This is a genomic window from Clostridia bacterium (assembly GCA_026414765.1).
Taxonomy (GTDB): domain Bacteria; phylum Bacillota; class Clostridia; order Acetivibrionales; family DSM-27016; genus SKW86.
In genome coordinates, this window is sequence record JAOAIJ010000021.1 from 68619 (window position 1) to 89235 (window position 20617).

At 36.9% G+C, this 20617-nt stretch carries 21 protein-coding genes; 18 read left to right on the forward strand and 3 right to left on the reverse strand.

Features of this window, described 5'->3' with window-relative positions; all coding sequences use genetic code 11:
* The first annotated feature begins 227 nt into the window (after window positions 1-227).
* Complete coding sequence (locus N3I35_07985) at window positions 228-491, forward strand: GlsB/YeaQ/YmgE family stress response membrane protein (GenBank protein MCX8130021.1); 264 nt, start codon at window positions 228-230, stop codon at window positions 489-491.
* Window positions 492-756: 265 nt separating this feature from the next.
* Here N3I35_07985 and rpmB read toward each other — a convergent pair whose 3' ends face one another.
* Complete coding sequence (gene rpmB, locus N3I35_07990) at window positions 757-945, reverse strand: 50S ribosomal protein L28 (GenBank protein MCX8130022.1); 189 nt, start codon at window positions 943-945, stop codon at window positions 757-759.
* A 287-nt stretch (window positions 946-1232) separates the two neighbouring features.
* Here rpmB and recG point away from each other — a divergent pair, with 287 nt between their 5' ends.
* Genes recG through N3I35_08010 form a run of 4 tightly spaced genes read left to right on the forward strand, consistent with a single transcriptional unit; the run spans window position 1233 to window position 4938 of the window.
* On the forward strand, window positions 1233-3317 hold the full coding sequence (gene recG / locus N3I35_07995) for an ATP-dependent DNA helicase RecG (protein MCX8130023.1): 2085 nt from the start codon (window positions 1233-1235) through the stop codon (window positions 3315-3317).
* 33 nt (window positions 3318-3350) lie between these two features.
* Window positions 3351-3923, forward strand: coding sequence for a 16S rRNA (guanine(966)-N(2))-methyltransferase RsmD (gene rsmD, locus N3I35_08000; protein ID MCX8130024.1), 573 nt, complete (start codon window positions 3351-3353; stop codon window positions 3921-3923).
* Window positions 3924-3970: 47 nt separating this feature from the next.
* Window positions 3971-4465, forward strand: a complete 495-nt coding sequence (gene coaD, locus N3I35_08005; protein MCX8130025.1) for a pantetheine-phosphate adenylyltransferase — start codon at window positions 3971-3973, stop codon at window positions 4463-4465.
* A gap of 35 nt (window positions 4466-4500) precedes the next feature.
* The gene (locus N3I35_08010) at window positions 4501-4938 is read left to right on the forward strand and encodes an ATPase (GenBank protein ID MCX8130026.1); all 438 of its coding nucleotides are present in this window, start codon (window positions 4501-4503) and stop codon (window positions 4936-4938) included.
* Window positions 4939-4990: 52 nt separating this feature from the next.
* Here N3I35_08010 and ylbJ read toward each other — a convergent pair whose 3' ends face one another.
* On the reverse strand, window positions 4991-6280 hold the full coding sequence (ylbJ, locus tag N3I35_08015) for a sporulation integral membrane protein YlbJ (GenBank protein ID MCX8130027.1): 1290 nt from the start codon (window positions 6278-6280) through the stop codon (window positions 4991-4993).
* A gap of 148 nt (window positions 6281-6428) precedes the next feature.
* Between ylbJ and N3I35_08020 the strand changes: the two genes are divergently transcribed.
* From N3I35_08020 to N3I35_08040, 5 genes are all read left to right on the forward strand, one after another.
* Window positions 6429-6581, forward strand: a complete 153-nt coding sequence (locus tag N3I35_08020) for a hypothetical protein (GenBank protein ID MCX8130028.1) — start codon at window positions 6429-6431, stop codon at window positions 6579-6581.
* Window positions 6582-7073: 492 nt separating this feature from the next.
* Window positions 7074-8066, forward strand: coding sequence for a phosphate acetyltransferase (gene pta, locus N3I35_08025; protein MCX8130029.1), 993 nt, complete (start codon window positions 7074-7076; stop codon window positions 8064-8066).
* Between the two features lie 121 nt (window positions 8067-8187).
* Window positions 8188-9381 (forward strand): acetate kinase, encoded by a 1194-nt coding sequence (locus N3I35_08030; protein ID MCX8130030.1) that lies wholly within the window; start codon window positions 8188-8190, stop codon window positions 9379-9381.
* Between the two features lie 131 nt (window positions 9382-9512).
* Window positions 9513-10703 carry a sensor histidine kinase gene (locus N3I35_08035; protein MCX8130031.1) on the forward strand — a complete coding sequence of 397 codons (1191 nt, stop codon included), beginning with the start codon at window positions 9513-9515 and terminating at the stop codon, window positions 10701-10703.
* 82 nt (window positions 10704-10785) lie between these two features.
* A complete protein-coding gene (locus N3I35_08040) occupies window positions 10786-11406 on the forward strand; it encodes a response regulator transcription factor (protein MCX8130032.1) in 621 nt (206 codons plus the stop codon).
* A 113-nt stretch (window positions 11407-11519) separates the two neighbouring features.
* Here N3I35_08040 and N3I35_08045 read toward each other — a convergent pair whose 3' ends face one another.
* Complete coding sequence (locus N3I35_08045; protein ID MCX8130033.1) at window positions 11520-12137, reverse strand: class II aldolase/adducin family protein; 618 nt, start codon at window positions 12135-12137, stop codon at window positions 11520-11522.
* Between the two features lie 178 nt (window positions 12138-12315).
* On the opposite strand from N3I35_08045, the gene mtnA reads away from it, so the two are divergent.
* From mtnA to N3I35_08085, 8 genes are all read left to right on the forward strand, one after another.
* Complete coding sequence (mtnA, locus tag N3I35_08050) at window positions 12316-13344, forward strand: S-methyl-5-thioribose-1-phosphate isomerase (GenBank protein MCX8130034.1); 1029 nt, start codon at window positions 12316-12318, stop codon at window positions 13342-13344.
* A gap of 223 nt (window positions 13345-13567) precedes the next feature.
* Window positions 13568-14587, forward strand: a complete 1020-nt coding sequence (locus N3I35_08055) for a hypothetical protein (GenBank protein MCX8130035.1) — start codon at window positions 13568-13570, stop codon at window positions 14585-14587.
* Between the two features lie 43 nt (window positions 14588-14630).
* Complete coding sequence (locus tag N3I35_08060) at window positions 14631-15566, forward strand: ABC transporter ATP-binding protein (GenBank protein MCX8130036.1); 936 nt, start codon at window positions 14631-14633, stop codon at window positions 15564-15566.
* A gap of 56 nt (window positions 15567-15622) precedes the next feature.
* The gene (locus N3I35_08065; GenBank protein MCX8130037.1) at window positions 15623-16831 is read left to right on the forward strand and encodes an ABC transporter permease; all 1209 of its coding nucleotides are present in this window, start codon (window positions 15623-15625) and stop codon (window positions 16829-16831) included.
* Window positions 16832-16878: 47 nt separating this feature from the next.
* Entirely contained in the window at window positions 16879-18138 is a 1260-nt protein-coding gene (locus tag N3I35_08070) for an ABC transporter permease (protein MCX8130038.1), read from the forward strand.
* A 192-nt stretch (window positions 18139-18330) separates the two neighbouring features.
* Complete coding sequence (locus N3I35_08075; protein MCX8130039.1) at window positions 18331-18840, forward strand: DUF177 domain-containing protein; 510 nt, start codon at window positions 18331-18333, stop codon at window positions 18838-18840.
* A 60-nt stretch (window positions 18841-18900) separates the two neighbouring features.
* Window positions 18901-19083, forward strand: a complete 183-nt coding sequence (gene rpmF, locus N3I35_08080) for a 50S ribosomal protein L32 (GenBank protein MCX8130040.1) — start codon at window positions 18901-18903, stop codon at window positions 19081-19083.
* Window positions 19084-19195: 112 nt separating this feature from the next.
* Complete coding sequence (locus tag N3I35_08085; GenBank protein ID MCX8130041.1) at window positions 19196-20548, forward strand: DUF512 domain-containing protein; 1353 nt, start codon at window positions 19196-19198, stop codon at window positions 20546-20548.
* Window positions 20549-20617 lie beyond the last annotated feature (69 nt).

Consider the following 20617-nt stretch of genomic DNA (forward strand, 5'->3'; position numbering starts at 1 on the left):
GTTCATTTTCAAATTTTATTAAATTTTGTGTGATAGGATTACTTATATTCAAAAAAAACCATATAGTGTAATCCTTTTAAGTATTGCATAAAAAATAAAGATTAAATTAATCTAAAATACAGAAAATATATATGAAAAAAGCTATTTCAAAATGAAAATTCATAAAAAGAGCAATATAGAAACACATAAGGCACTGCGATAACATACCGATAAAGGAGGAATTAAGCATGTTGGGCTTCATTATAACACTATTGATTGCTGCTTTGGCAGGGTGGATAGGAGATACACTTGTTAAAAACGATATGCCGGGTGGATTTTGGGGTGCTTTACTGGCTGGGCTTATAGGGTCGTGGATAGGAGCATACATTCCGTTCTTTAATACGATTGGACCAAGATTATGGGGTGTTTCTATAGTACCGACAATATTGGGAGCAGCGTTGTTTGTTTTTATACTTGGATTATTCAAAAGGACAGCAGGGGAGACAGGATAAAAAAATTCCTGATGGCCGATCAACCATCAGGAATTTTTTTTAAGCATTCACTAAAAATGTATGTATTGAATATATTGATAGTGTCGATGCCTTTTTGCTGGGAGGAGTGTTTTTATGAAAATAATGGTAGTCAAGATGCCGAAGTTCTTTGGTAACATACTGAAAAAGGTACTTAGAATAGGATAAGATAAAATACACTATAAAAAAAGGTATGCTAGGATTATTCAATCCTAACATACCTTTTTTTATAGTGTATAGTTAAAAATTAAACTGCTCTAGTTACCTTGTTTGAGCGTAAGCACCTTGTGCAAACGTTAGCGGATTTAGTTGCGCCACTTTCAACAATTCTAACTTTTCTTACATTAGGTTTCCAAGATCTGTTGGTTTTTCTATTGGAGTGACTTACACTTAAACCAAAGCTTATGTCTTTACTACAGATATCACATTTTGCCATTTATAATTACACCTCCTTTAAACTGGAGAATTATCTCAATAATTAACAGTTAATCAACCACGTTTTATATGCACTATTTATCACTGCTTAAGCAAATGTGCATAACCAAAGCAATAACTATTTTAACACATAAACCAGAAAAACCGCAAGTTTTTTTTATATTTTATAGCAAAAAATAACTCATTATATTAAAATAGATATAGAGCAGTTGAGGCGGAGGATATAGGCAGTGGGCTGTGACAGAGAATGCATTATGAATAGAGAATGAACTTAAGCAAAGGGATACTATGAAGATAGAAAGCATTAGAGGTGTGTTGGAAAAACCAATACAATATATTAAAGGTGTAGGAGAGTCAAGGGCCAGACTATTTCACAGATTAGGTCTGTACACCGTTGAAGACGTTATAACTCATTTTCCCAGAGAATACGAAGACAGGGGAAACATGAAAAAGATCGCACACTTACAGGATGGAGAGACCTGCGCTTTCGAAGGCGTCATTATGTCCAAGGTCTCGGAAAACCGTCCTAGGAAAGGTTTGACCATATACAAGGTAATTATAAAAGATGATACAGGAACTATTATAGCAACATGGTATAATCAGCACTATATAAAAAGCGTATTTAGCGTTGGGGAAAGTTACGTTTTTTTTGGGAGGATAAGTAGAAAATACAGGAGCTTTGAAGTTCAGAACCCTGTATATGAAAAAGTAGGAAATGGCGAAATGAAGAACACCTGCAGAATCATTCCCGTGTATGCTTCTACTGCAAATCTTACTCAGAACATAATAAGGACCGTCATAGGTAACGCATTGCAGATTGTAACCGAAAGCCTAGAGGAAATAATACCTCAGGCAATAAGGAACAAATACCACTTAAGCGATATTAACTATTCAATACAAAACATACACTTTCCGGGAAGCGAGGAAGATTTCAAGAATGCAAGATACAGGTTGGTTTTTGAAGAGCTTTTTCTCCTTCAGCTTGGTCTTTTGAACATAAAGAATTCCTTTGGTGAAGAAAAGGCAGGGATTCAGTTTGAAAAAGTTGAAGAAACAGGAGAATTTATAGATTCTTTACCCTTTAAGCTTACCACCGCCCAGCTAAGGGTGTTTGATGAAATAGAAAAGGATATGGAAAGTCCCGGTATAATGAATAGACTTGTGCAAGGGGACGTAGGTTCGGGAAAAACTATTGTTGCTGTACTGGCTTTGTTTAAGGCAGTAAGAGGAGGATACCAGGGTACCTTGATGGTGCCTACTGAGATTCTGGCTGACCAGCATTACAGATCAATAAAAGGTTTGTTTGATAAATATGATATTAAGACAGAAATATTAACAGGAAGTCAAACCAAAAAACAAAAAGCAGAAATCCTTGAAAGAATAAAAAAAGGAGAAATCGATATAGTAATAGGAACACATGCACTTATTGAAGACAATGTACAATTTGATAGACTTGGTTTGGTAATTACGGATGAACAACACCGTTTTGGTGTTAGGCAAAGGGCTATATTGTCGCAGAAGGGACTGAATCCGGATATACTTGTAATGACAGCTACTCCTATACCGAGGACTTTAGCACTTATACTTTACGGAGACCTGGATATATCGATAATTGACGAACTTCCGCCGGGAAGAAAACCTATAAAGACCTATTCAGCTGATGGAAGTATGAGGGATAGGGTAAACAGCTTTATACAAAAGAAGGTTGCTGAAGGCCGCCAGGTTTATATTGTTTGTCCCCTTGTTGAAGAATCAGATACTATAGAAGCTAAATCGGCACTCGAATTGGCGGACAGGCTATCAAAGCATGATTTCTTTGGTTTGAATGTAGGCTTAATTCATGGTAAGATGAAATCAAAGGATAAGGATACGGTTATGAATGACTTTGTACAAGGCAGGATAGATATACTTGTTTCTACTACGGTCATAGAAGTTGGAGTAAATGTTCCGAATGCAACTGTAATGGTTATTGAGAATGCTGAAAGATTCGGGCTAGCACAGCTTCATCAGCTTAGAGGACGTGTAGGCAGGGGAGAGCATCAATCATATTGTATTCTATATAATGAGGGCAAGGCTGCAGTATCGACTGAAAGAATGAAGGTCATGGAAAAGACTAATGACGGATTTGTTATTTCCGAGAAAGACCTTGAGCTTAGAGGTCCTGGAGAGTTTTTTGGTACAAGGCAGCATGGAATTCCTGAATTGAAGATAGCAAACTTGTACAAAGATATGGATATCCTGAAAAAAGCTCAGGAACTGGCGATACAAGTCTTAAAAGAAGACCCTCAGCTTAGAAGTGACGTGAATCTCAAACTTAAGGAGAAAGTGATAGAGCGCTTTAAACAGAAAGCAGATGAATTAAGCCTGAATTGATGAAATTTTTTTCAGTATACTAATATTGAATGAATGTTTGGAGGAATTTTTATTTTAAGAGTTATCTCAGGTACGGCAAAAGGACATAAACTGAAAACTTTAAAAGGCGATAATACCAGACCTACTTCCGACCGGGTCAAGGAGTCATTATTTAATATAATCGCAGAGTATGTGTATGATGCTGAAGTACTTGATTTGTTTGCGGGTACAGGAAATCTGGGAATTGAAGCTTTGAGCAGAGGAGCCAAATTCGCCTTTTTTGTTGATAAAAGCAATGAGTGTTTAAGTATTATTAAAGAAAACCTGAATCATACAAAACTATCGGACAAGTCGTCTGTTTTAGTTGGAGAAGTTGGTTCAGTAATAAAAAAGCTTGCAGATAATAATAAAAAGTTTGATATAATATTTCTTGATCCACCATATAATAGGAATCTTGTTGAAGAAACTTTAAATTTTGTTGTAAATAGTGGTATAATTAAGGATAATACCATAATTGTCGCTGAAAGAGATAAGGATGATGCAGTACCTGAACATATCGGACCGCTTAAATTGGCGAGAAACCAAAAGTATGGAGATACTATTTTATCTTTTTATGTAATAAATTGAAGTGAATCATAATTTTTAGCCAAATAAGAATTAGGAAGGTATATGAATTGAAAATATGTGTATATCCCGGCAGCTTTGATCCTGTTACAAACGGGCATCTTGACATAATATACAGAGCATCAAAGCTGTGTGACAAGTTAATTGTAGCTGTTCTTGTAAACAATAACAAAAAGCCGGCTTTTACTCTCGATGAAAGGGTAGACCTGTTGAAGTGTGTTTTCGCAGACAGGCCGGATATAGAGATTGAAAGTTTTTCAGGGCTATTGATAGATTTTATGAAAGAAAAGAAAGCTACAGCCATAATTAAAGGATTAAGGGCTGTGTCAGATTATGAATACGAGCTTCAAATGGCTCTACTAAATAAAAACCTTGATCCTGATATTGAAACGTTGTTTATGATGGCGAGTATAAATTACTCCTTTCTAAGCTCAAGTGTAGTGAAGGAGCTTGCAAAAAATGGAGGGAAGGTTGACGGGCTTGTTCCTGAATGTATAAAAGAAGCTGTCACCAAGAAGTTTACAACAATAAACAATTTCAGATAAGTGATTTTCGGCAGCAAAGCAGGGGAGGATAATAAATGGAGATACTGGCAATTTTAGAAACACTGGAAGATGTAATAGAAAAAAGTGTGAATGTACCTGTAGTTGGGAAATGCCTGGTAGACAAGGAAGAGATACTTGAGATCATAAAGGAAATAAGACTTAAGCTTCCTGATGATATGAAACAGGCAAAATGGGTAAAAGAAGAAAGACAAAGAATTTTAATGGAGGCTCAGAAGGAGGCTAATAACGTAGTTAAAGATGCAGAAAACAAAATTGCCTCGCTGGTGGATGAACATGAAATAACCAAGAAAGCGTACGAGCAGGCTAATGAGATAATTTCCAACGCACAGAAAAATGCAAGGGAAATCAGACTGGGTACCAGAGAATATGCTGATAGTATATTAAACAAGGTTGAGGAGATATTAAAGGATACTTTGGATGTTGTTCAGGTTAACAGGGAAGAGTTGAAATAGCTTAAGCTACAGTGCTTTAAGTCTCTGCAAAGAGACTTTTTTGGTATGAGTTTTATCTATGAACTCTTCTGTACCTTGCTAGTAAATGGTTAATAAGAAATGAAAAAGCAGTAAAAGCTGCAATTACTGACATGAAAATAAAAAAGTATTTGCAAGAGTTCATAAGATAATAGTTCCAGTTCAGAGATATTCTGCTTCTTAACGGAGAAAAGACCGGCTCAGAGCCAATAAACAGATTACCGGAAATCTTAATTGCTAAAAAGGTATATACTCCTGCAAACATACTCTGTATGAATTTCCCGAGGAGATATGGTTTTATGCCGATGTCGGTATTAGAAACAATGCTTATTACCTGAGAGTGAACTGAAAAGCCTGCCCATCCTATAATCATACTGGTTACTGTAAGTTGTTGTATATAGGGTACCCCGGTTGTTTTGCTTGCGGTATTCGTTCCTGTAGTAATTTCGAATATTCCGCTAATGGCAGCATTTATTAATTCCTTACTTATTCCTGCATATTTTAGAGGTTCATGTAAGAGGTTTGAAACCCAGTTTATCATACCTGCTTCAGAAAGTAGACTTATTAAAACAGAGAAAAAGATAATAAAGCCCCCTATATTTAGCATAATACTCATGGAATTGCGGATTGCATCCCCAAAAACACTGCCTAAATCAGAAAAAGTAAGCTTATTGTTATTCAGCAATTCATTCTTAAATCTTCTAAATATACTTCCTCTTCTCTTACAGCAGTTATTATCAATGCCTTTCTTGTAGAATCTGAAAAGAATTCCTACAGTCAAGCATGCAATAATATGACAAGCCAGTAAAAGCACACCTATTCGCACATTGTTGTACATCCCTACTGCTACTGCACCAATTATAAACAAAGGTCCGGAATTGTTGGTGAATGCAAGAAGCCTTTCAGCTTCAGCCCGGGTTAACAGTTTTTCTTCTCTCATGCCTGCAGTAATTCTTGCCCCTACAGGATAGCCTGATGTAATACCCATTGCAAGGGTAAAGGAGCCGCAACCGGGGACGTTGAACAATGGTCGCATTACCGGTTCAAGGAGTATACCCATAGCTTTGACGAATCCGGATTTATTCAGAAGTTCGGACCCGACAAAGAATGGGAATAGCGAAGGAAAGACGACATACAGCCACAGGTTGATGCCTTTTAAAGCCGATTTTACTGCTGTATCAGAGAATATTATCAGACACAGAATGAAAACTGCACAGAGTATGGGGAATGAAAGTTTTCTTGCATATATCATCCTTGATTTCTTAGTTTTAGAAAGAAAAACTGCTAAAATTAACGAAACTACTACAAATAAATATATGTTCATTTTTTTACCTTATAAATATATACCTGTAAAATTCTATTTTTTCAAACGGGAAATATGCAAAAAAGATTAATTAATACTAAACTTGTTTAGGACAATTAAAAGAAGGTTATATATTAACCAGGAGTTATGTCAATAAAAAGGTGCAGATATGGCTAAGTTTTCAACCATAAAGCATAACAATACCTTGTATCACGGATTTGTTTTAAGAAGATATGAAAGAGGGTTTACCTTCGGATTCAGAATGAATGACAGGAACTATATCTGGGAGTGTGATTATGATTACTGGGAACTGATTAATTGACAACAATGAGATTCATGTAAAATAAGAAGGGCTCGCGAACACCCTTCTTATTCCGGTACCAGTTTGTCAATACAGTACACATATGAACTGTAGGTTAATAGTTTATCCTTAGGTGCTTTTTTTATTCGCAGTGAAACACATAACAAGGTAATTTGTTTCCGGGTTAACAACCCGTTTTTTTATTGTCTGAAAACTCTCTTTTTTTGCGGATATCTATGATTTTTGAACATTTTTTTGTAATAATATTAAAAGAAGCAAATCTGAGGGAAAGCGGCAGAGCTATCTTTGATATTATCAAAATTTTTATTTTCGTTAATGGATATGGAAATGTTGGAAATTTAATTTTTCATCAAATTAATCTTGTATACAATAAACAATTTGTATATAATTAAAATGGTTGGGAAATGCTTGGTGTGAGCAGATATTAAGACCTGGTAATAAAATAAGTTTTATTCAAAGCAATAACTTTTTACATATGAAAGGAGTAAGAAAATGAATTTCTTAGAACAGATTTCCCAGAGAGCAAAATCGGATTTAAAAACTATAGTTTTACCTGAAAGTGAAGATATCAGGACAATTAAAGCAGCTGCAATGATACAGGAGCAGGGTTTAGCTAATATTATACTTGTAGGTAATGGAAATAATATTAAGAAACTTGCGGGGGATCTGAATATCTCGAAGGCGAAGATAGTAGATCCCTTAAATTCTGATAAATTTGAGGATTATGTAAATACATTCTATGAGTTGAGAAAATCCAAGGGCATAACACTGGAACAAGCAAGAGAAACAATGAAAGACTATGTATACTACGCAACAATGATGGTAAAAAAGGGTGATGCGGATGGTATGGTATCAGGAGCTGCACATTCAACTGCAGATACTGTAAGACCTGCTTTACAGATACTTAAAACAAAACCTGGAACAAAGCTGGCATCTTCATTTTTTGTCATGGTTGTTCCTGATTGCGAATATGGGTATAATGGCACATTTGTTTACTCGGACAGCGGACTGGTTGAAAATCCAAGTGCTGAAGATTTGTCAGAAATAGCCATAGAAGCTGCCAATTCCTTTAAACAGTTGGTAAAGGCTGAACCGATAGTAGCCATGCTTTCATACTCAACATATGGAAGTGCCAAAAGCGAGTTGACTGAGAAAGTACTTAAAGCTACAGATCTTGCCAAGAAAAAAGCTCCGGCACTTAAGCTGGATGGTGAACTGCAGGCAGATGCTGCCATCGTTCCTTCCATAGGAAAATCAAAAGCTCCTGGAAGCGATATAGCAGGACAGGCTAATGTATTGGTTTTCCCTGACCTTAACTGCGGTAATATAGCGTATAAACTTACACAGCGTTTAGCAAAGGCTGAAGCGTATGGTCCAATACTTCAGGGTATTGCAAAACCGGTGAATGATCTTTCTAGGGGATGTAGTGCAGAGGATATAGTTGGTGTTGTAGCAATAACAGCTGTACAAGCGCAAGAAGCTTAAAGTGCGCTTAAGATGTAAAGCTATGGATAAACTAATTAAGATAGCATAGTAAGCTTAACTGAAAGTTTTTATTCTTTAACTAAAAATCCGCTTTATAAATAATAGAATGGGGTAGATCAAAATGAAAATTCTTGTTATTAACACAGGAAGTTCCTCCTTAAAGTATCAGCTTATCGATATGACAAATGAGTCAGTATTGGCAAAAGGCGTGTGCGACAGGATAGGTATAGATAATTCATTTATCAAGCACACAAAGACAGGTCATGAAACTGTAGTTATTGAAAAAAACCTGCCTGATCACAAGGCTGCTATTCAGGGAGTAACAAATGTTCTTACTGAAAAGGAACTTGGAGTAATTACTAGTATGGATGAAATAACTGCCATAGGACATAGAATAGTACATGGCGGAGAAAAATTTTATGATTCTGCGTTGATAAATGACGATGTAATGCAGGCGATAAGGGATTGTATTGAACTTGCGCCACTTCATAATCCGCCCAATATAATTGGTGTTGAAGCCTGTAGACAAATAATGCCCAATAAGCCCATGGTTGCGGTTTTTGATACTGCATTCCACCAGACAATGCCTAAGTATGCATATTTATATGCATTACCTTATGAAATTTATGAAAAGTATGGTGTCCGTAAATACGGATTCCATGGTACTTCACACAAGTATGTGGCAGAGAGAGCAGCTGCAATGCTGGGAAAACCGGTAGATAAACTTAAGTTGATTTCATGTCACCTTGGAAACGGAGCAAGTATCTGCGCTATTAAAAATGGAAAATCTATAGAAACCACTATGGGACTTACTCCTCTTCAGGGTTTGGCGATGGGAACAAGGAGCGGTTCAATAGATCCTGCCATCATCAAATTCCTGATGGACAAGGAAAATATGTCCATTAAACAGATTGATGATTATTTAAATAAAAAATCCGGCGTCCTTGGTATTTCGGGGGTAAGCAGTGATTTCAGAGATTTGCAGGAGGCTGCAAAAGAAGGTAATGAGAGAGCCAAGCTGGCGATAGAGATATTCTGCTATAGAGTTAAAAAGTATATTGGAGAGTATGCGGCAGTTATGAATGGGGTAGACGCAGTAATTTTTACAGCAGGAATTGGTGAAAATGTTCAGATAGTGAGAAAGGGTGTCCTTACCGGTTTGGAATACCTGGGTATAGAGATTGACTGGCAGAAAAACGAGGTAAGAGGTGAAGAACTGGATATCAGTACACCAGATGCTAAGGTCAGAACACTTGTAGTGCCAACAAATGAAGAGTTGGCTATAGCAAGGGAAACAATGAAACTGGTGAAATAAATAAAGTAAGATAAAAACCGGAGTGCAAACATGATTTGCATTCCGGTTCTTTTGTTTTATATGCACAATTTTTGCTATATCCAGCTTTGCCAAATTACTTGTATCTGATAAAATAAAACTGGTGATAGAATTTGAACAAACAAAGAATTTCTTTATATGTAATATTCCGCGACATTACAATGCTGACTACTTTTATCTTTGCAGTATACCTTGAAAATGCAAGGGGAAGCAGACTGCTTTTTATGTCTGTGCTTTTTGCATTGTTTTTTATCTGGATACATTTCAGAGAAAAAATCCTGAACAGATTTGGGAAATTAATTGCAGTTTCATTTAGTGTTGACATAATCCTTCTTATACTGCTTGATGACAGCTCAAAATTTGTTGTAAACTATTACTTTAATCTTTATTACTTTTATATACTCATATCTGCAGGTTTTATTCCCAGACAGAAGCATAGGCTTATAGTAAGCTTTTTTATTATTTCGTCAGCATTTATTAAGTATTACAGATTTATCGAAGTAGCAGTATCGAGTGAAAAATATTATAACATAACTTTTGTCGTTTCATATATACTCTTCACTTTTATGGTATATGTAACTGTAGCAGTGTTCTTTAATCATTCCAGGGTATTAAGTGAAGAGAAAGCCGGGCTGGATAAGCTTAACAGGGAATTGAAGGAAGCAAATGACCTGCTTGAAGAGAAGAATCAAAAGATTAAGGAATTAACTATTTTTGAAGAAAGGAACAGGATTGCCAGAGAAATACATGATAGTGTGGGGCATAATCTCACAGGATTAATTATGAATCTGGATTTTTGTGAAAATATTGTTCAGAAAGATGTGGCAAAAGCTCAGATACAGATTGCGTCAAGCAGAGATATTGCAAAAGAATGTCTGACAGAGATAAGAAGGTCAGTACAAGCTTTAAAGCCTGTAGTTGTCGAGCAGCTTCCGCTTATAAAGTCTCTGGAGGAGCTTGTTAACAGTTCAAAGCATAAATTTGCTATTGATATCGGTCTTGTTATTAAAGGGGAAATATATAAGACCGGGCCGGATTTCAATATTGTAGTATATAGAGCTGTCCAGGAAGCTGTAACTAATGCAGTGCGTCATGGCAATGCTACGAGAGTGGATGTTTCGATAAACTACAAAGTTAACTGCTTTCATATGCTCATAAAAGATAATGGTAAAGGTGCTGAAAAATTTACTGCCGGAAGCGGACTCAGGGGAATGAAGGAGAGAATAAGGGAGTTTAGAGGAGATGTAAACTTTTATGCAAAGGATGGATTCATGATAAATATAACCATTCCAGTAGAAGCGTAAATCAGGTAATGATTAACGGCTAGAACAACGGATTACTTTAATAAAATAACCAAATGAGGTGATTAATATCAGTATCAGAATAATGATAGTAGATGACCAGCCTATAGTCAGAGACGGATTGAAGATGATAATGAGTCTAAGCGATGATATAGAAGTAGTAAAGACAGCTTCAAACGGGAATGAAGCTGTAGTAGCCTGCTCTGAAACAGAGCTGGATCTGGTACTCATGGATATAAGGATGCCTGAAATGGACGGTGTAACAGCAACAAAACTTATAAAGGAAAGACATCCTGCGATAAAAGTAATCATACTTACTACTTTCAATGATGATGAATTTATATTTGATGCACTTAAGAACGGTGCAAGTAGCTACTTGCTCAAGGATATGGCTTCGGAAGAAATCATCAATACTATAAAAGTTATACATTCAGGAGGAACTGTCTTTCACGGAAATGTAGCAGCAAGGCTGGTTGATAAGGCATCTAAACCGGAACAATCGCGGAGTGGTCCTGTATTGACCCAGCGGGAGATTGAACTGGCAAAACTTGTTGCAGAAGGGCTGTCGAATAAGGAAATAGCACAAAGGCTGTTCATAACTGAGGGAACAGCGAAAAATCATATTACGAATATTCTCTCCAAGCTGGGCTTGAGCCACAGGACCCAGATTGCGTTATATGTAATCGAAAACAAACTGCAGATTTAAAGCGGATTAATTAAAGGGTGCGTTTTTTCAATAAGCTGAAGTCATATTGGAAAACTGCACCCTTTAATCAAGAATAATTCTTTATATTTGCGCCGCGTTTAGATACATAATTATTAATGCATATCATACAGCTCCATGAGTTTATCCGGTGGCAAATCCTTTTCCCCACCTAATTGTCTGGCAAGAAACAGAGCTTTAGCTATACTTTCTGCAGCTTCAAGTTTAAAGAAGGCATCAAACGGATCACTTCCAACAGCCAGAATACCATGGTTTGCTAATAAAATCACATCATAATCCATGATATAATTGCGTACATCAGCATATATTTCAGCAGTAGAAGGAGTGCCATAAGCAGCAAGGGGGATTTTATCAAAAAGCATGATAAGTTCAGGATACGCTTTTGATTCAATAGGCTTGTTGGCTATTGCAAAAGCCGTGGCATATGGTGAGTGTGCATGAACAACTGCCTTGACATCACTTCTGTCCTTATATATAGGAAGGTGGAGTTTTATCTCTGAACTTGGCTTATACGTTCCCTCAATCAGCTTACCCTCCAGATCGCATACGGGAATCATGCCTTCTTCCAATATACCCTTGCAAATCTGGCTGGGTGTAATATAAATCCTGTTGTTTTCGCAAGCGGATATATTACCTTCAAAGGTATTGACCATATTTTTGTTATACATTAACCGTGCAACTTCCAAAACCTGTTTTCTGACTTCTGTCGACATACGACTACCACCACCAAAAATGTATTTTTATGGATTTATTTTAACAGATAAATTATTTGTTGTACATATATTGCACATAAGCAGTATGCACTTTTAAACGTTGCATATTGACAAAGTTATTATATAATATGAGTATGTGAGAAACATGTCCAAACAAGATGATAAGGGGTGTTGTTTTATGAAACCACTGGAGTATAAAGATGGAGTATTGAAATTGATAGATCAGACTAAGCTGCCTACTGAGCACATAATTGTTGACTGCAAAACATATGAGGAGGTAGCCGGTGCCATAGTGGATATGATAGTAAGAGGTGCGCCTGCAATAGGTGTTTCTGCCGCTTATGGCATAGCAATAGGGGCTCTTTCAATTCAAACTGATTCAAAAGAAGAGTTTTTTAGTGAGCTTTTAGAAATATGCAATGTAATGCGAGGTACGCGTCCTACAGCGGTTAACCTCTTTTGGGCTGTAGACAGGGTTTACGGCAGAGCTGCGGGAAATAAGGATAAAACAATTGGGGAAATAAAGGATATCATAGTTAAAGAAGCTTGCAGAATGGATGAAGAGGATGTCCAGACCTGTAAATCCATAGGAGTGAATGGAAATGAACTCATTAAAGAGAATTCTACAATTCTGACACATTGTAACGCGGGAGCTCTTGCGACAAGCGATTACGGGACTGCTCTCGGGGTTATCAGGATAGCACATGAGACAGGTAAAAACATAAAAGTATTTGCTGATGAAACCAGGCCCTACCTCCAGGGAGCGAGGCTTACAGCATGGGAATTGCAGCAGGACGGAATACCGGTAACTCTTATATGTGATAATATGGCAGGTCACTTTATGAAAGCCGGTAAGATTGATTGTGTAATTGTTGGGGCGGATAGAATAGCACTAAATGGCGATACTGCTAATAAAATCGGAACATATTCAGTAGCCGTACTGGCGAAAGAAAACAATATTCCATTTTATGTGGCAGCTCCCGTATCTACGATCGATTTTTCCATAAAAACCGGTGATAGTATTCCCATAGAGGAAAGAAAAGCAGAAGAGGTTACTCACATTAAGGGTATACGTCTGGCGCCGGAAGGAGTTACAGTAATGAATCCGGCCTTTGATGTAACACCCAGTAAATATATAACAGCGATTATTACTGAAAAAGGTTTAGTGTATCCGCCTTTTGAGGAGAATATCGAAAAATTGAAGTAAAAATGCTAAGCCGGTATTGATCTTGGATTTATACCGGCTTCTTAATCATATCCATGACTAAAGTCATATGCATAAACATTACTTTTTCCAGATGCAGAATAAACAGTATACTATATATAATTGATATGTAAATAAAAATGTTTTGCCGGTTGTGACTTATTGCTATTGCCAAATGCTATTGGTTTGCCGGTACAATAGAATAAATAATTCGGAAGGTGAGTTTATGAAAAAGAGACTTTTCTATATGCTGGTATCTGTTGTTTTGATAGCATCAATATCAGCGTGCAGTTTGCAGAGTAATCCTACACTCAAGTATATCAATGCATTTGTTAAAACAAATGATGCAGATTCGATGGAAGAAAAAACCGAGTTCAAAATCAACATCGATCTTTCAAAAGCTTCGGATGAAGTCAAATCAGAATTTGAAAAATTCAAAGAAATAACACTGAATATGGATGGGGCTTTAGATAACAAAGGAAAGAAGTGGAGAATCAATACATTTTTAGGCGCGGGTGATATTATGATGAATCCCGTAGTTTATGGAGAAGGCGAAAAAGTGTATATGAAACTGAACGAAAAATATGTTGATTTGAGCAAGATGAAAGGTGCCAAAGAAAATTCTTCCAAGCCTTCATACGAGGAATATGGAAAGCTCTACGGGGAATTTAGCACTATTTGGAAAGACGCAATTGCTAATGAAATCCTGTCCAGTGAGGGGAATTCAATTTTGTATACTCCGGATGGTGATATAAAGGTTACACAGCTGTCGCTTGAACTAAATGATGAAAAGCAGAAAAACATTGTAAGAAAAATTGCAGAAGCAGTTTCTAAAAATGATGCAATAAAAAATACTATTGCTAAAATTTCAAAGAATTTTAAACAAGAAGGGATAAATCAGGAAGAGTCTGAGAAAAAGCTTAAAGACTGGCTAGATAACCTTCCTGGGAACATAAAGGATTCAGAAAAAAAATATTCTCTGGAAAATCTTAAGCTGTCAGCTAAGGTTGATAAGGATTCCTACATCATTGACGAGACAATCCAGGGTACTATTGTTATCAAACATAAAGGCGAGATAGGAATAGGCTTTAAAGTGCACATAACAAGATGGAATATAAACAATAACAGTATCAAGGTAGAAATGCCGGAAATAAATGAAAAAAACCTTATGGATATGAAAGAATTTGAGGCTAAATATTCAGTTTTTTATGATAAATCTAAAAATGATATTAAAACTGCCGATTAATTATTCTATAGTTTCTTAATATACGAATTGAGAGGGATAAAGTATGAGCTTAATCGAAGTTAAAAATGTAGTTAAAAGATTCGGAAGTCTTGTGGCAGACGATAATGTATGTTTCAAGGTAGAGGAAGGAGAGGTTTTTGGACTGCTGGGTCCAAACGGTGCAGGGAAATCCACTCTTATTTCAATGATAACTACACTGCTGAAGCCGGATAGCGGAGATATTCTAATCGGTGGTCATAACTTAAAAAATAACGATATGGAAGCAAAGAAATTGCTGGGTTTTGTGCCTCAGGAAATTGCACTTTATCCGACACTGACTGCAAAGGAAAACCTGGTTTTCTGGGGCAGGATGTACGGCCTGAGAGGAAAGCTGCTTTCTCAGAGGGTGGATGAAGCTTTAGAAATAGCAGGATTAAAAGACAGGTCGAAAGAAAGGATAGAAACCTATTCAGGCGGTATGAAAAGAAGGATCAATATTGCTGCTGCATTGCTCCACCATCCGAAGATACTGATTATGGATGAGCCTACAGTAGGCATAGATCCGCAGTCGAGAAACCACATACTGGAAACAGTTGTGAAGCTTAATAAGGATGGTATGACTGTAATATACACAAGCCACTATATGGAGGAAGTAGAATTCCTTTGTACCAGGGTAGCGATAATTGACCACGGGAAAATTATCGCAGCAGGTACAAAAGAAGAGCTTAGAAGTCTTGTAGGGGATAGTGATATTATTAACATAGAGACAAGCAATGCAAATAACAGTATCATTGATAAGATAAAATCCATTTCAGGCATAGATGAAGTTTGCCATGAGAACGGCAAAATAAAAATGATTGTCAGAAATGCCGACATTCTTCTTGCAAAGGTTATTTCAATATTTGATTCTGAGAGGTGCAAAATCCACTCTATAAATGTGGAACAGTCAAATCTCGAGAGTGTTTTCCTCCACTTGACAGGAAGGGCACTGAGGGATTGATGTAATAACGTAAAGCTGAAGATATGAGAAATAGTCTGGAAGAAATGGGGATAAATATGTTTTTATATATAGCTCTAAAAGACCTTAAGATCGTTTTCAGGGATAAAAAGGCATTGGCAATAATGTTGCTGATGCCGGCACTTATTATTTTGATTCTCGGCTCTGCACTGGGGTCTACTTTTTCAAACGAATTGGCAATTGAAAGATTTTCAATTGCTGTTGTAAATGAAGATGGCGGACTGATGTCAGACATTTTTATTAACCAGGTTCTTAGGGATGGAATGTCTGATATGTTTGATACATATGTAGTTGACAGGGATAAGGCTATGAAAATGCTTGACGAAAAAACTATACCTTCTGCCATAATAGTACCTGCAAGCTTTTCGAAAGATATCGAAAATGACAGGCAGGTAAAAATTGAAGTAAAATCTCAAGTGGATGACCAGCTTAGATCAAAGATAATAGAAAGTGTTACAGGAAGCTTTTCACAGAATATGTCACTGGGATATGCGGGTGCATTTGCCATTATGGATATCTATAAAAAATACAATATCCCAGTGAAAGTACCTGTCGATGGAATGTCGGAGACTACGGCAATAATGGGAGAACTTCAAAAAAAGCTAGGTTCAGGTATGTTGGAATTTAAGGAATTCAATCAGGAAAAGATAAAAAATGTTTCAGGCATGCAATACTATGCGGCTGCAATGTTGATAATGTTTATACTGTTTGGAGCCGGCTTTGGAACACGTTTGATGGTTGAAGAAAGAGAAAAAAAGACATTAGGCAGGGTTATGAGTGCAAAAGTAGGGAAGTTAAGCCTTGTATCCGGGAAGTTTTTGGGACTCATGTGCATATGCCTGATACAAGCATTAATATTAATCATTTTCTCACGTTTTGCATATGGCGTGGACTGGGGAGAATCCCTTACGGGTGTAGCTCTGGTTACAATATGTGCCGTATTCGCCGGCTCAGGTCTCGGGATGTTCATAGCTACAATTTCAAAGAGTTCAAAAACTGTTGAAGGAATATCACAGTTGTTTATTCAAACTTTTACTGTTCTGGGTGGAGGAATGATACCTATATATGTAATGCCAGATGCAATGAAAAAGGTATCGAAAGTGACACTGAACTGGTGGGCTGCACAAGGATATAACGAACTGATGCTGGGAGCGGGCATAGGCACAATACTGCCTTACTGTGGCGTTCTAGCTGCTATGGGTATGATATATCTGACAATAGGCGTAATAAGGTTTAGAGTGGAATGAGTCACAAAAGAACTGACAAACGAAGCAATGAAAGGGTTGATTATTAAGTGATTAAGATAATAAGTATTGCAAAATATGACTTGCTCAAGTTAGCCAGAGAAAAATCCACACTGCCGGTTTTGATACTGATGCCTATAATTCTTACCTTTGTCATGGGACTTGCAATGGGCAATGGTTCTGCAAATGAAGATAGAAGGATTCCTGTAGGTATATCCAATCATGACTCAGGGATTGAGGGAAAAAGATTATTAGCCGAAGCAGGTAAGGATAAGACCATTAAACTTATTGAGTATAATGAAAATGAATTGGTAGATAAGGTGAAAAATGCAAATATAGAGATAGGGTTTATCATCCCTGAGGACTTCAGTAAAAATATCGTCGAAGCTAAGGCTCCTGAAATAAAAGTCTTTAAGCTTCCATCTTCCGTTGATTTTATGGCAATAGAAGGTATCATATCTTCAGCTTATGCAAAAATTAAGGCAGGGGAAGGTACGAAAATCTTTTTTGAAGAAAAACTTAATTCTTTTCAAATACCTGAAAGAAATAAGAAAACTCTATTGGATGATATAAGCGAAAAAGTTGAAGCAAATCTGGAAAAGCCTTCTCTGATATCAGTAGAGGCCTCACGTTACTCCGGAAAAAGCGAGAGTGTCAAATATGATGGAAAAGCACAGAATTCTTTAGGTTTTGCAGTAATGTTTGTCATGTTTACCCTTATAATGAGTGCTGGGGAAATACTGGATGAAAAGAAGAACAATACCTGGGGGAGGTTGGGAATTACTCCTACGGGTAAAGGGACAATAATGCTGGGTAAAGTACTGGGTACGTTTTTAAGGGGCTGGGTACAGCTTTTGTTCCTTATACTTTTCGGTAGGTTTGCTATGGGGGTCAGTTGGGGAAATTCACTTTTAACAACAGTGATATTAATGAGTGTATACCTCTTGAGTGTGACAAGTATGGGGCTTCTTCTGGCTTCTCTTGTAAAGACCAATGCCCAGCTTGGCGCATTGTCTACTATATTTGTAATCTGCACTTCCATGTTGTCCGGATGTATGTGGCCTGCAGATATAATGTCACCGGCAATGCAGAAGTTTTCTGCAATATTCCCTCAATACTGGGCTATGAAGGGTTTGATGAGTACAGTGGTGGGAAATCTGGGACTGAGTTCAATTACGACTCCTTTACTGGTTTTAGCATTAATGGGTATTGCATTCTTTCTCATGACTATACTAAGCGGAGGGCTAAAGATGGGCATAAGGAAAGCTGCGCCTGCAAAAGCCATATCCGGCGAACAAGCTCAATTTTAGAATAGTTTTGCAGCTTGTAAGTTGATTTACAAGCTGTTTTTTGCTTGTGTATACTTTTAGGAATAAATGGGCAATAAATATGAAGGAACAGATGGTTTTTATTAATTTTTTGAAGATATAAATTTATTGACAAAAGATGTATTAGTTAGTATAATATCTTTTGTCGGTTTATGAGGTAGCTTGAGGTGCTTAATGAAAGTTAATATTTCAGATATTGTAAAGACAGATGGAGCCTCTTTGGATATAAATTACAACGAGGTCATGGATGATTTGAAAACTATAGCAGGAAATGAATTTACTTTCGAAAACCCTGTTAGGTTTGAAGGAAAACTAGTAAATATCAGCGGTGTTATGAAGCTTGATGGACGGTTGAGTACAGAGTATTCCGTGAAATGCTACAGATGTCTGAAAGAAGTAACAGGTAAGCTGGATATCGGTATAAAAGAAAGTTTTGTAGACGTTGAAAAGGTAGAAGATAAGACGGATATAGAAACTTATACTTATGAAGGCTACTATATAGAAGTTGACAAGGTACTTATAGACAACATAGTATTGAACTTGCCGATGAAACAGGTGTGTGAAGCAGAATGCAAGGGTATATGTCCGAAGTGCGGAATCGACCTTAATTCCGGAGAATGTGAGTGCATAGAGGATGAGATTAATCCCAGGATGGCAGTTCTTAAGGACTTTTTTAAAAGTTGATATAAAATTTTAATATATAGTAATGTGTAGTGGTTGCATAGTGACGGGGAGGTGTAATACATGGCAAATCCAAAACGTAAATGGTCAAAGGCAAGAACAGGCGCAAGAAGATCACAATGGAAATTATCCGCACCAGGTTTGGTAGGATGTCCTCAGTGTCATAGCTTGAAGTTACCTCACAGAGTTTGTAAAGAGTGTGGTTACTATGACGGCAAAGAGATTATTAAGGTTGAAGCTAAATAAAATCTTATAAACAAGAAAGCAGCAGGTTATAGCCTTGCTGCTTTTTCTTGATTCCTGAAAAACGTGGTTAAGCTTACGTATTCTACATAATATATCGCTAGGGAGTGTAGTTTTGAAAGAAAAATTCGTTAAAATAAAAGACATTGTACCCGGGAGTATTGCTGAAGAGGCTGGAATTCAGCCGGGAGACAGTCTGGTTTCCATAAATGGAGAGAAAATTAGAGATGTATTTGATTATAGATTTCTGACTACAAGCGATGAACTCACGCTTGAGGTTTTAAAAAGTGACGGCGATGTCTGGGAAATCGAACTGGAAAAAGATGAATATGAAGACCTGGGGATAGGATTTGAATCCTCAATGATAGATGAAGCAAAAAGCTGTACAAACAAATGTGTATTTTGTTTTATAGATCAGCTTCCCAAAGGCATGCGTAGTACTTTGTATTTTAAAGACGATGATTCTAGGCTTTCCTTTCTTACAGGTAATTATGTTACTCTGACAAATATGAGGGATGAGGATATTGATAGAATTATCAAATATAGATTATCACCTATTAATATTTCAGTGCACACAACGAATCCTGATTTAAGAGTGTTTATGCTAAACAACAGATCTGCTTCAAACATAATCGACAGGATAAGGCAGTTGACCGGCGCAGGAATCACAGTAAACTGTCAGATAGTTCTTTGCCGCAATATAAATGACAAAAATGAACTGGATCGTTCAATTGCAGACCTTACGGAGCTATATCCATTGATCAGAAGCATATCTGTAGTACCTGTAGGAATTACGAAACACAGAGACGGACTGGCACTACTGGAGCCATATACTCCGGAGTCGTCAGAACTCGTGATTTCCCAGGTAGAAGAATGGCAAAAGAAGCTATTCGAATCCTATGGTTCAAGAATAGTATATCTAGCTGATGAGTTTTATATATTGGCAGGAAGAAACATACCGGACTACGGACACTATGAAGACTTTCCACAGATTGAGAATGGAGTAGGTCTCATAGCGCTTTTTAAACATGAATTCAATGAGCATCTGAATTCACTAAGAGGCTGGAAACTGCCGGAAGCAAACCGGAAAGCGTCTCCTGAATCATTGGCACATAGGCATGTATCAGTTGCTACCGGTGTTTCTTCATATAAGTATATTAAAAATCTGGCTGGTGTACTGGAAGATAAAATTCCTGGCATAAAAATTAATGTTTTTGATATTAAAAACTTTTTTTTCGGGAAAAATGTAACAGTAACAGGTCTATTAACAGGTAGAGATATAGTCTCTCAGTTAAAGGGTAAGGAACTGGGGGAGGAGCTTCTTATCTGCAGATGTATGCTAAGGGCGGGAGAGGAAGTTTTCCTGGATGATTATACTGTAGAAGATATCCATAAACAACTGGGTATAGAGGTTGTGATAGTCGATAATGACGGAGCAGATTTTATAAACAAAATTCTTGGACATTAAGTCAAAGAATGAATAACTTTATTGATAAAGTTTTAAATTGTTGTATAATATTATTTTGTGAGTGAAAAA

Coding starts and splice junctions, on each gene's coding strand:
- N3I35_08010 (MCX8130026.1), top strand. CDS start 4,501: ATGGAGATACTGGCAATTTTAGAAACACTGGAAGATGTAATAGAAAAA.
- pta (MCX8130029.1), top strand. CDS start 7,074: ATGAATTTCTTAGAACAGATTTCCCAGAGAGCAAAATCGGATTTAAAA.
- rpmB (MCX8130022.1), bottom strand. CDS start 945: ATGGCAAAATGTGATATCTGTAGTAAAGACATAAGCTTTGGTTTAAGT.
- N3I35_08065 (MCX8130037.1), top strand. CDS start 15,623: ATGTTTTTATATATAGCTCTAAAAGACCTTAAGATCGTTTTCAGGGAT.
- N3I35_08075 (MCX8130039.1), top strand. CDS start 18,331: ATGAAAGTTAATATTTCAGATATTGTAAAGACAGATGGAGCCTCTTTG.
- rsmD (MCX8130024.1), top strand. CDS start 3,351: ATGTTTGGAGGAATTTTTATTTTAAGAGTTATCTCAGGTACGGCAAAA.
- N3I35_08045 (MCX8130033.1), bottom strand. CDS start 12,137: ATGTCGACAGAAGTCAGAAAACAGGTTTTGGAAGTTGCACGGTTAATG.
- N3I35_08020 (MCX8130028.1), top strand. CDS start 6,429: ATGGCTAAGTTTTCAACCATAAAGCATAACAATACCTTGTATCACGGA.
- mtnA (MCX8130034.1), top strand. CDS start 12,316: ATGAAACCACTGGAGTATAAAGATGGAGTATTGAAATTGATAGATCAG.
- N3I35_07985 (MCX8130021.1), top strand. CDS start 228: ATGTTGGGCTTCATTATAACACTATTGATTGCTGCTTTGGCAGGGTGG.
- recG (MCX8130023.1), top strand. CDS start 1,233: ATGAAGATAGAAAGCATTAGAGGTGTGTTGGAAAAACCAATACAATAT.
- N3I35_08040 (MCX8130032.1), top strand. CDS start 10,786: ATGATAGTAGATGACCAGCCTATAGTCAGAGACGGATTGAAGATGATA.
- ylbJ (MCX8130027.1), bottom strand. CDS start 6,280: ATGAACATATATTTATTTGTAGTAGTTTCGTTAATTTTAGCAGTTTTT.
- N3I35_08030 (MCX8130030.1), top strand. CDS start 8,188: ATGAAAATTCTTGTTATTAACACAGGAAGTTCCTCCTTAAAGTATCAG.
- N3I35_08055 (MCX8130035.1), top strand. CDS start 13,568: ATGAAAAAGAGACTTTTCTATATGCTGGTATCTGTTGTTTTGATAGCA.
- N3I35_08060 (MCX8130036.1), top strand. CDS start 14,631: ATGAGCTTAATCGAAGTTAAAAATGTAGTTAAAAGATTCGGAAGTCTT.
- rpmF (MCX8130040.1), top strand. CDS start 18,901: ATGGCAAATCCAAAACGTAAATGGTCAAAGGCAAGAACAGGCGCAAGA.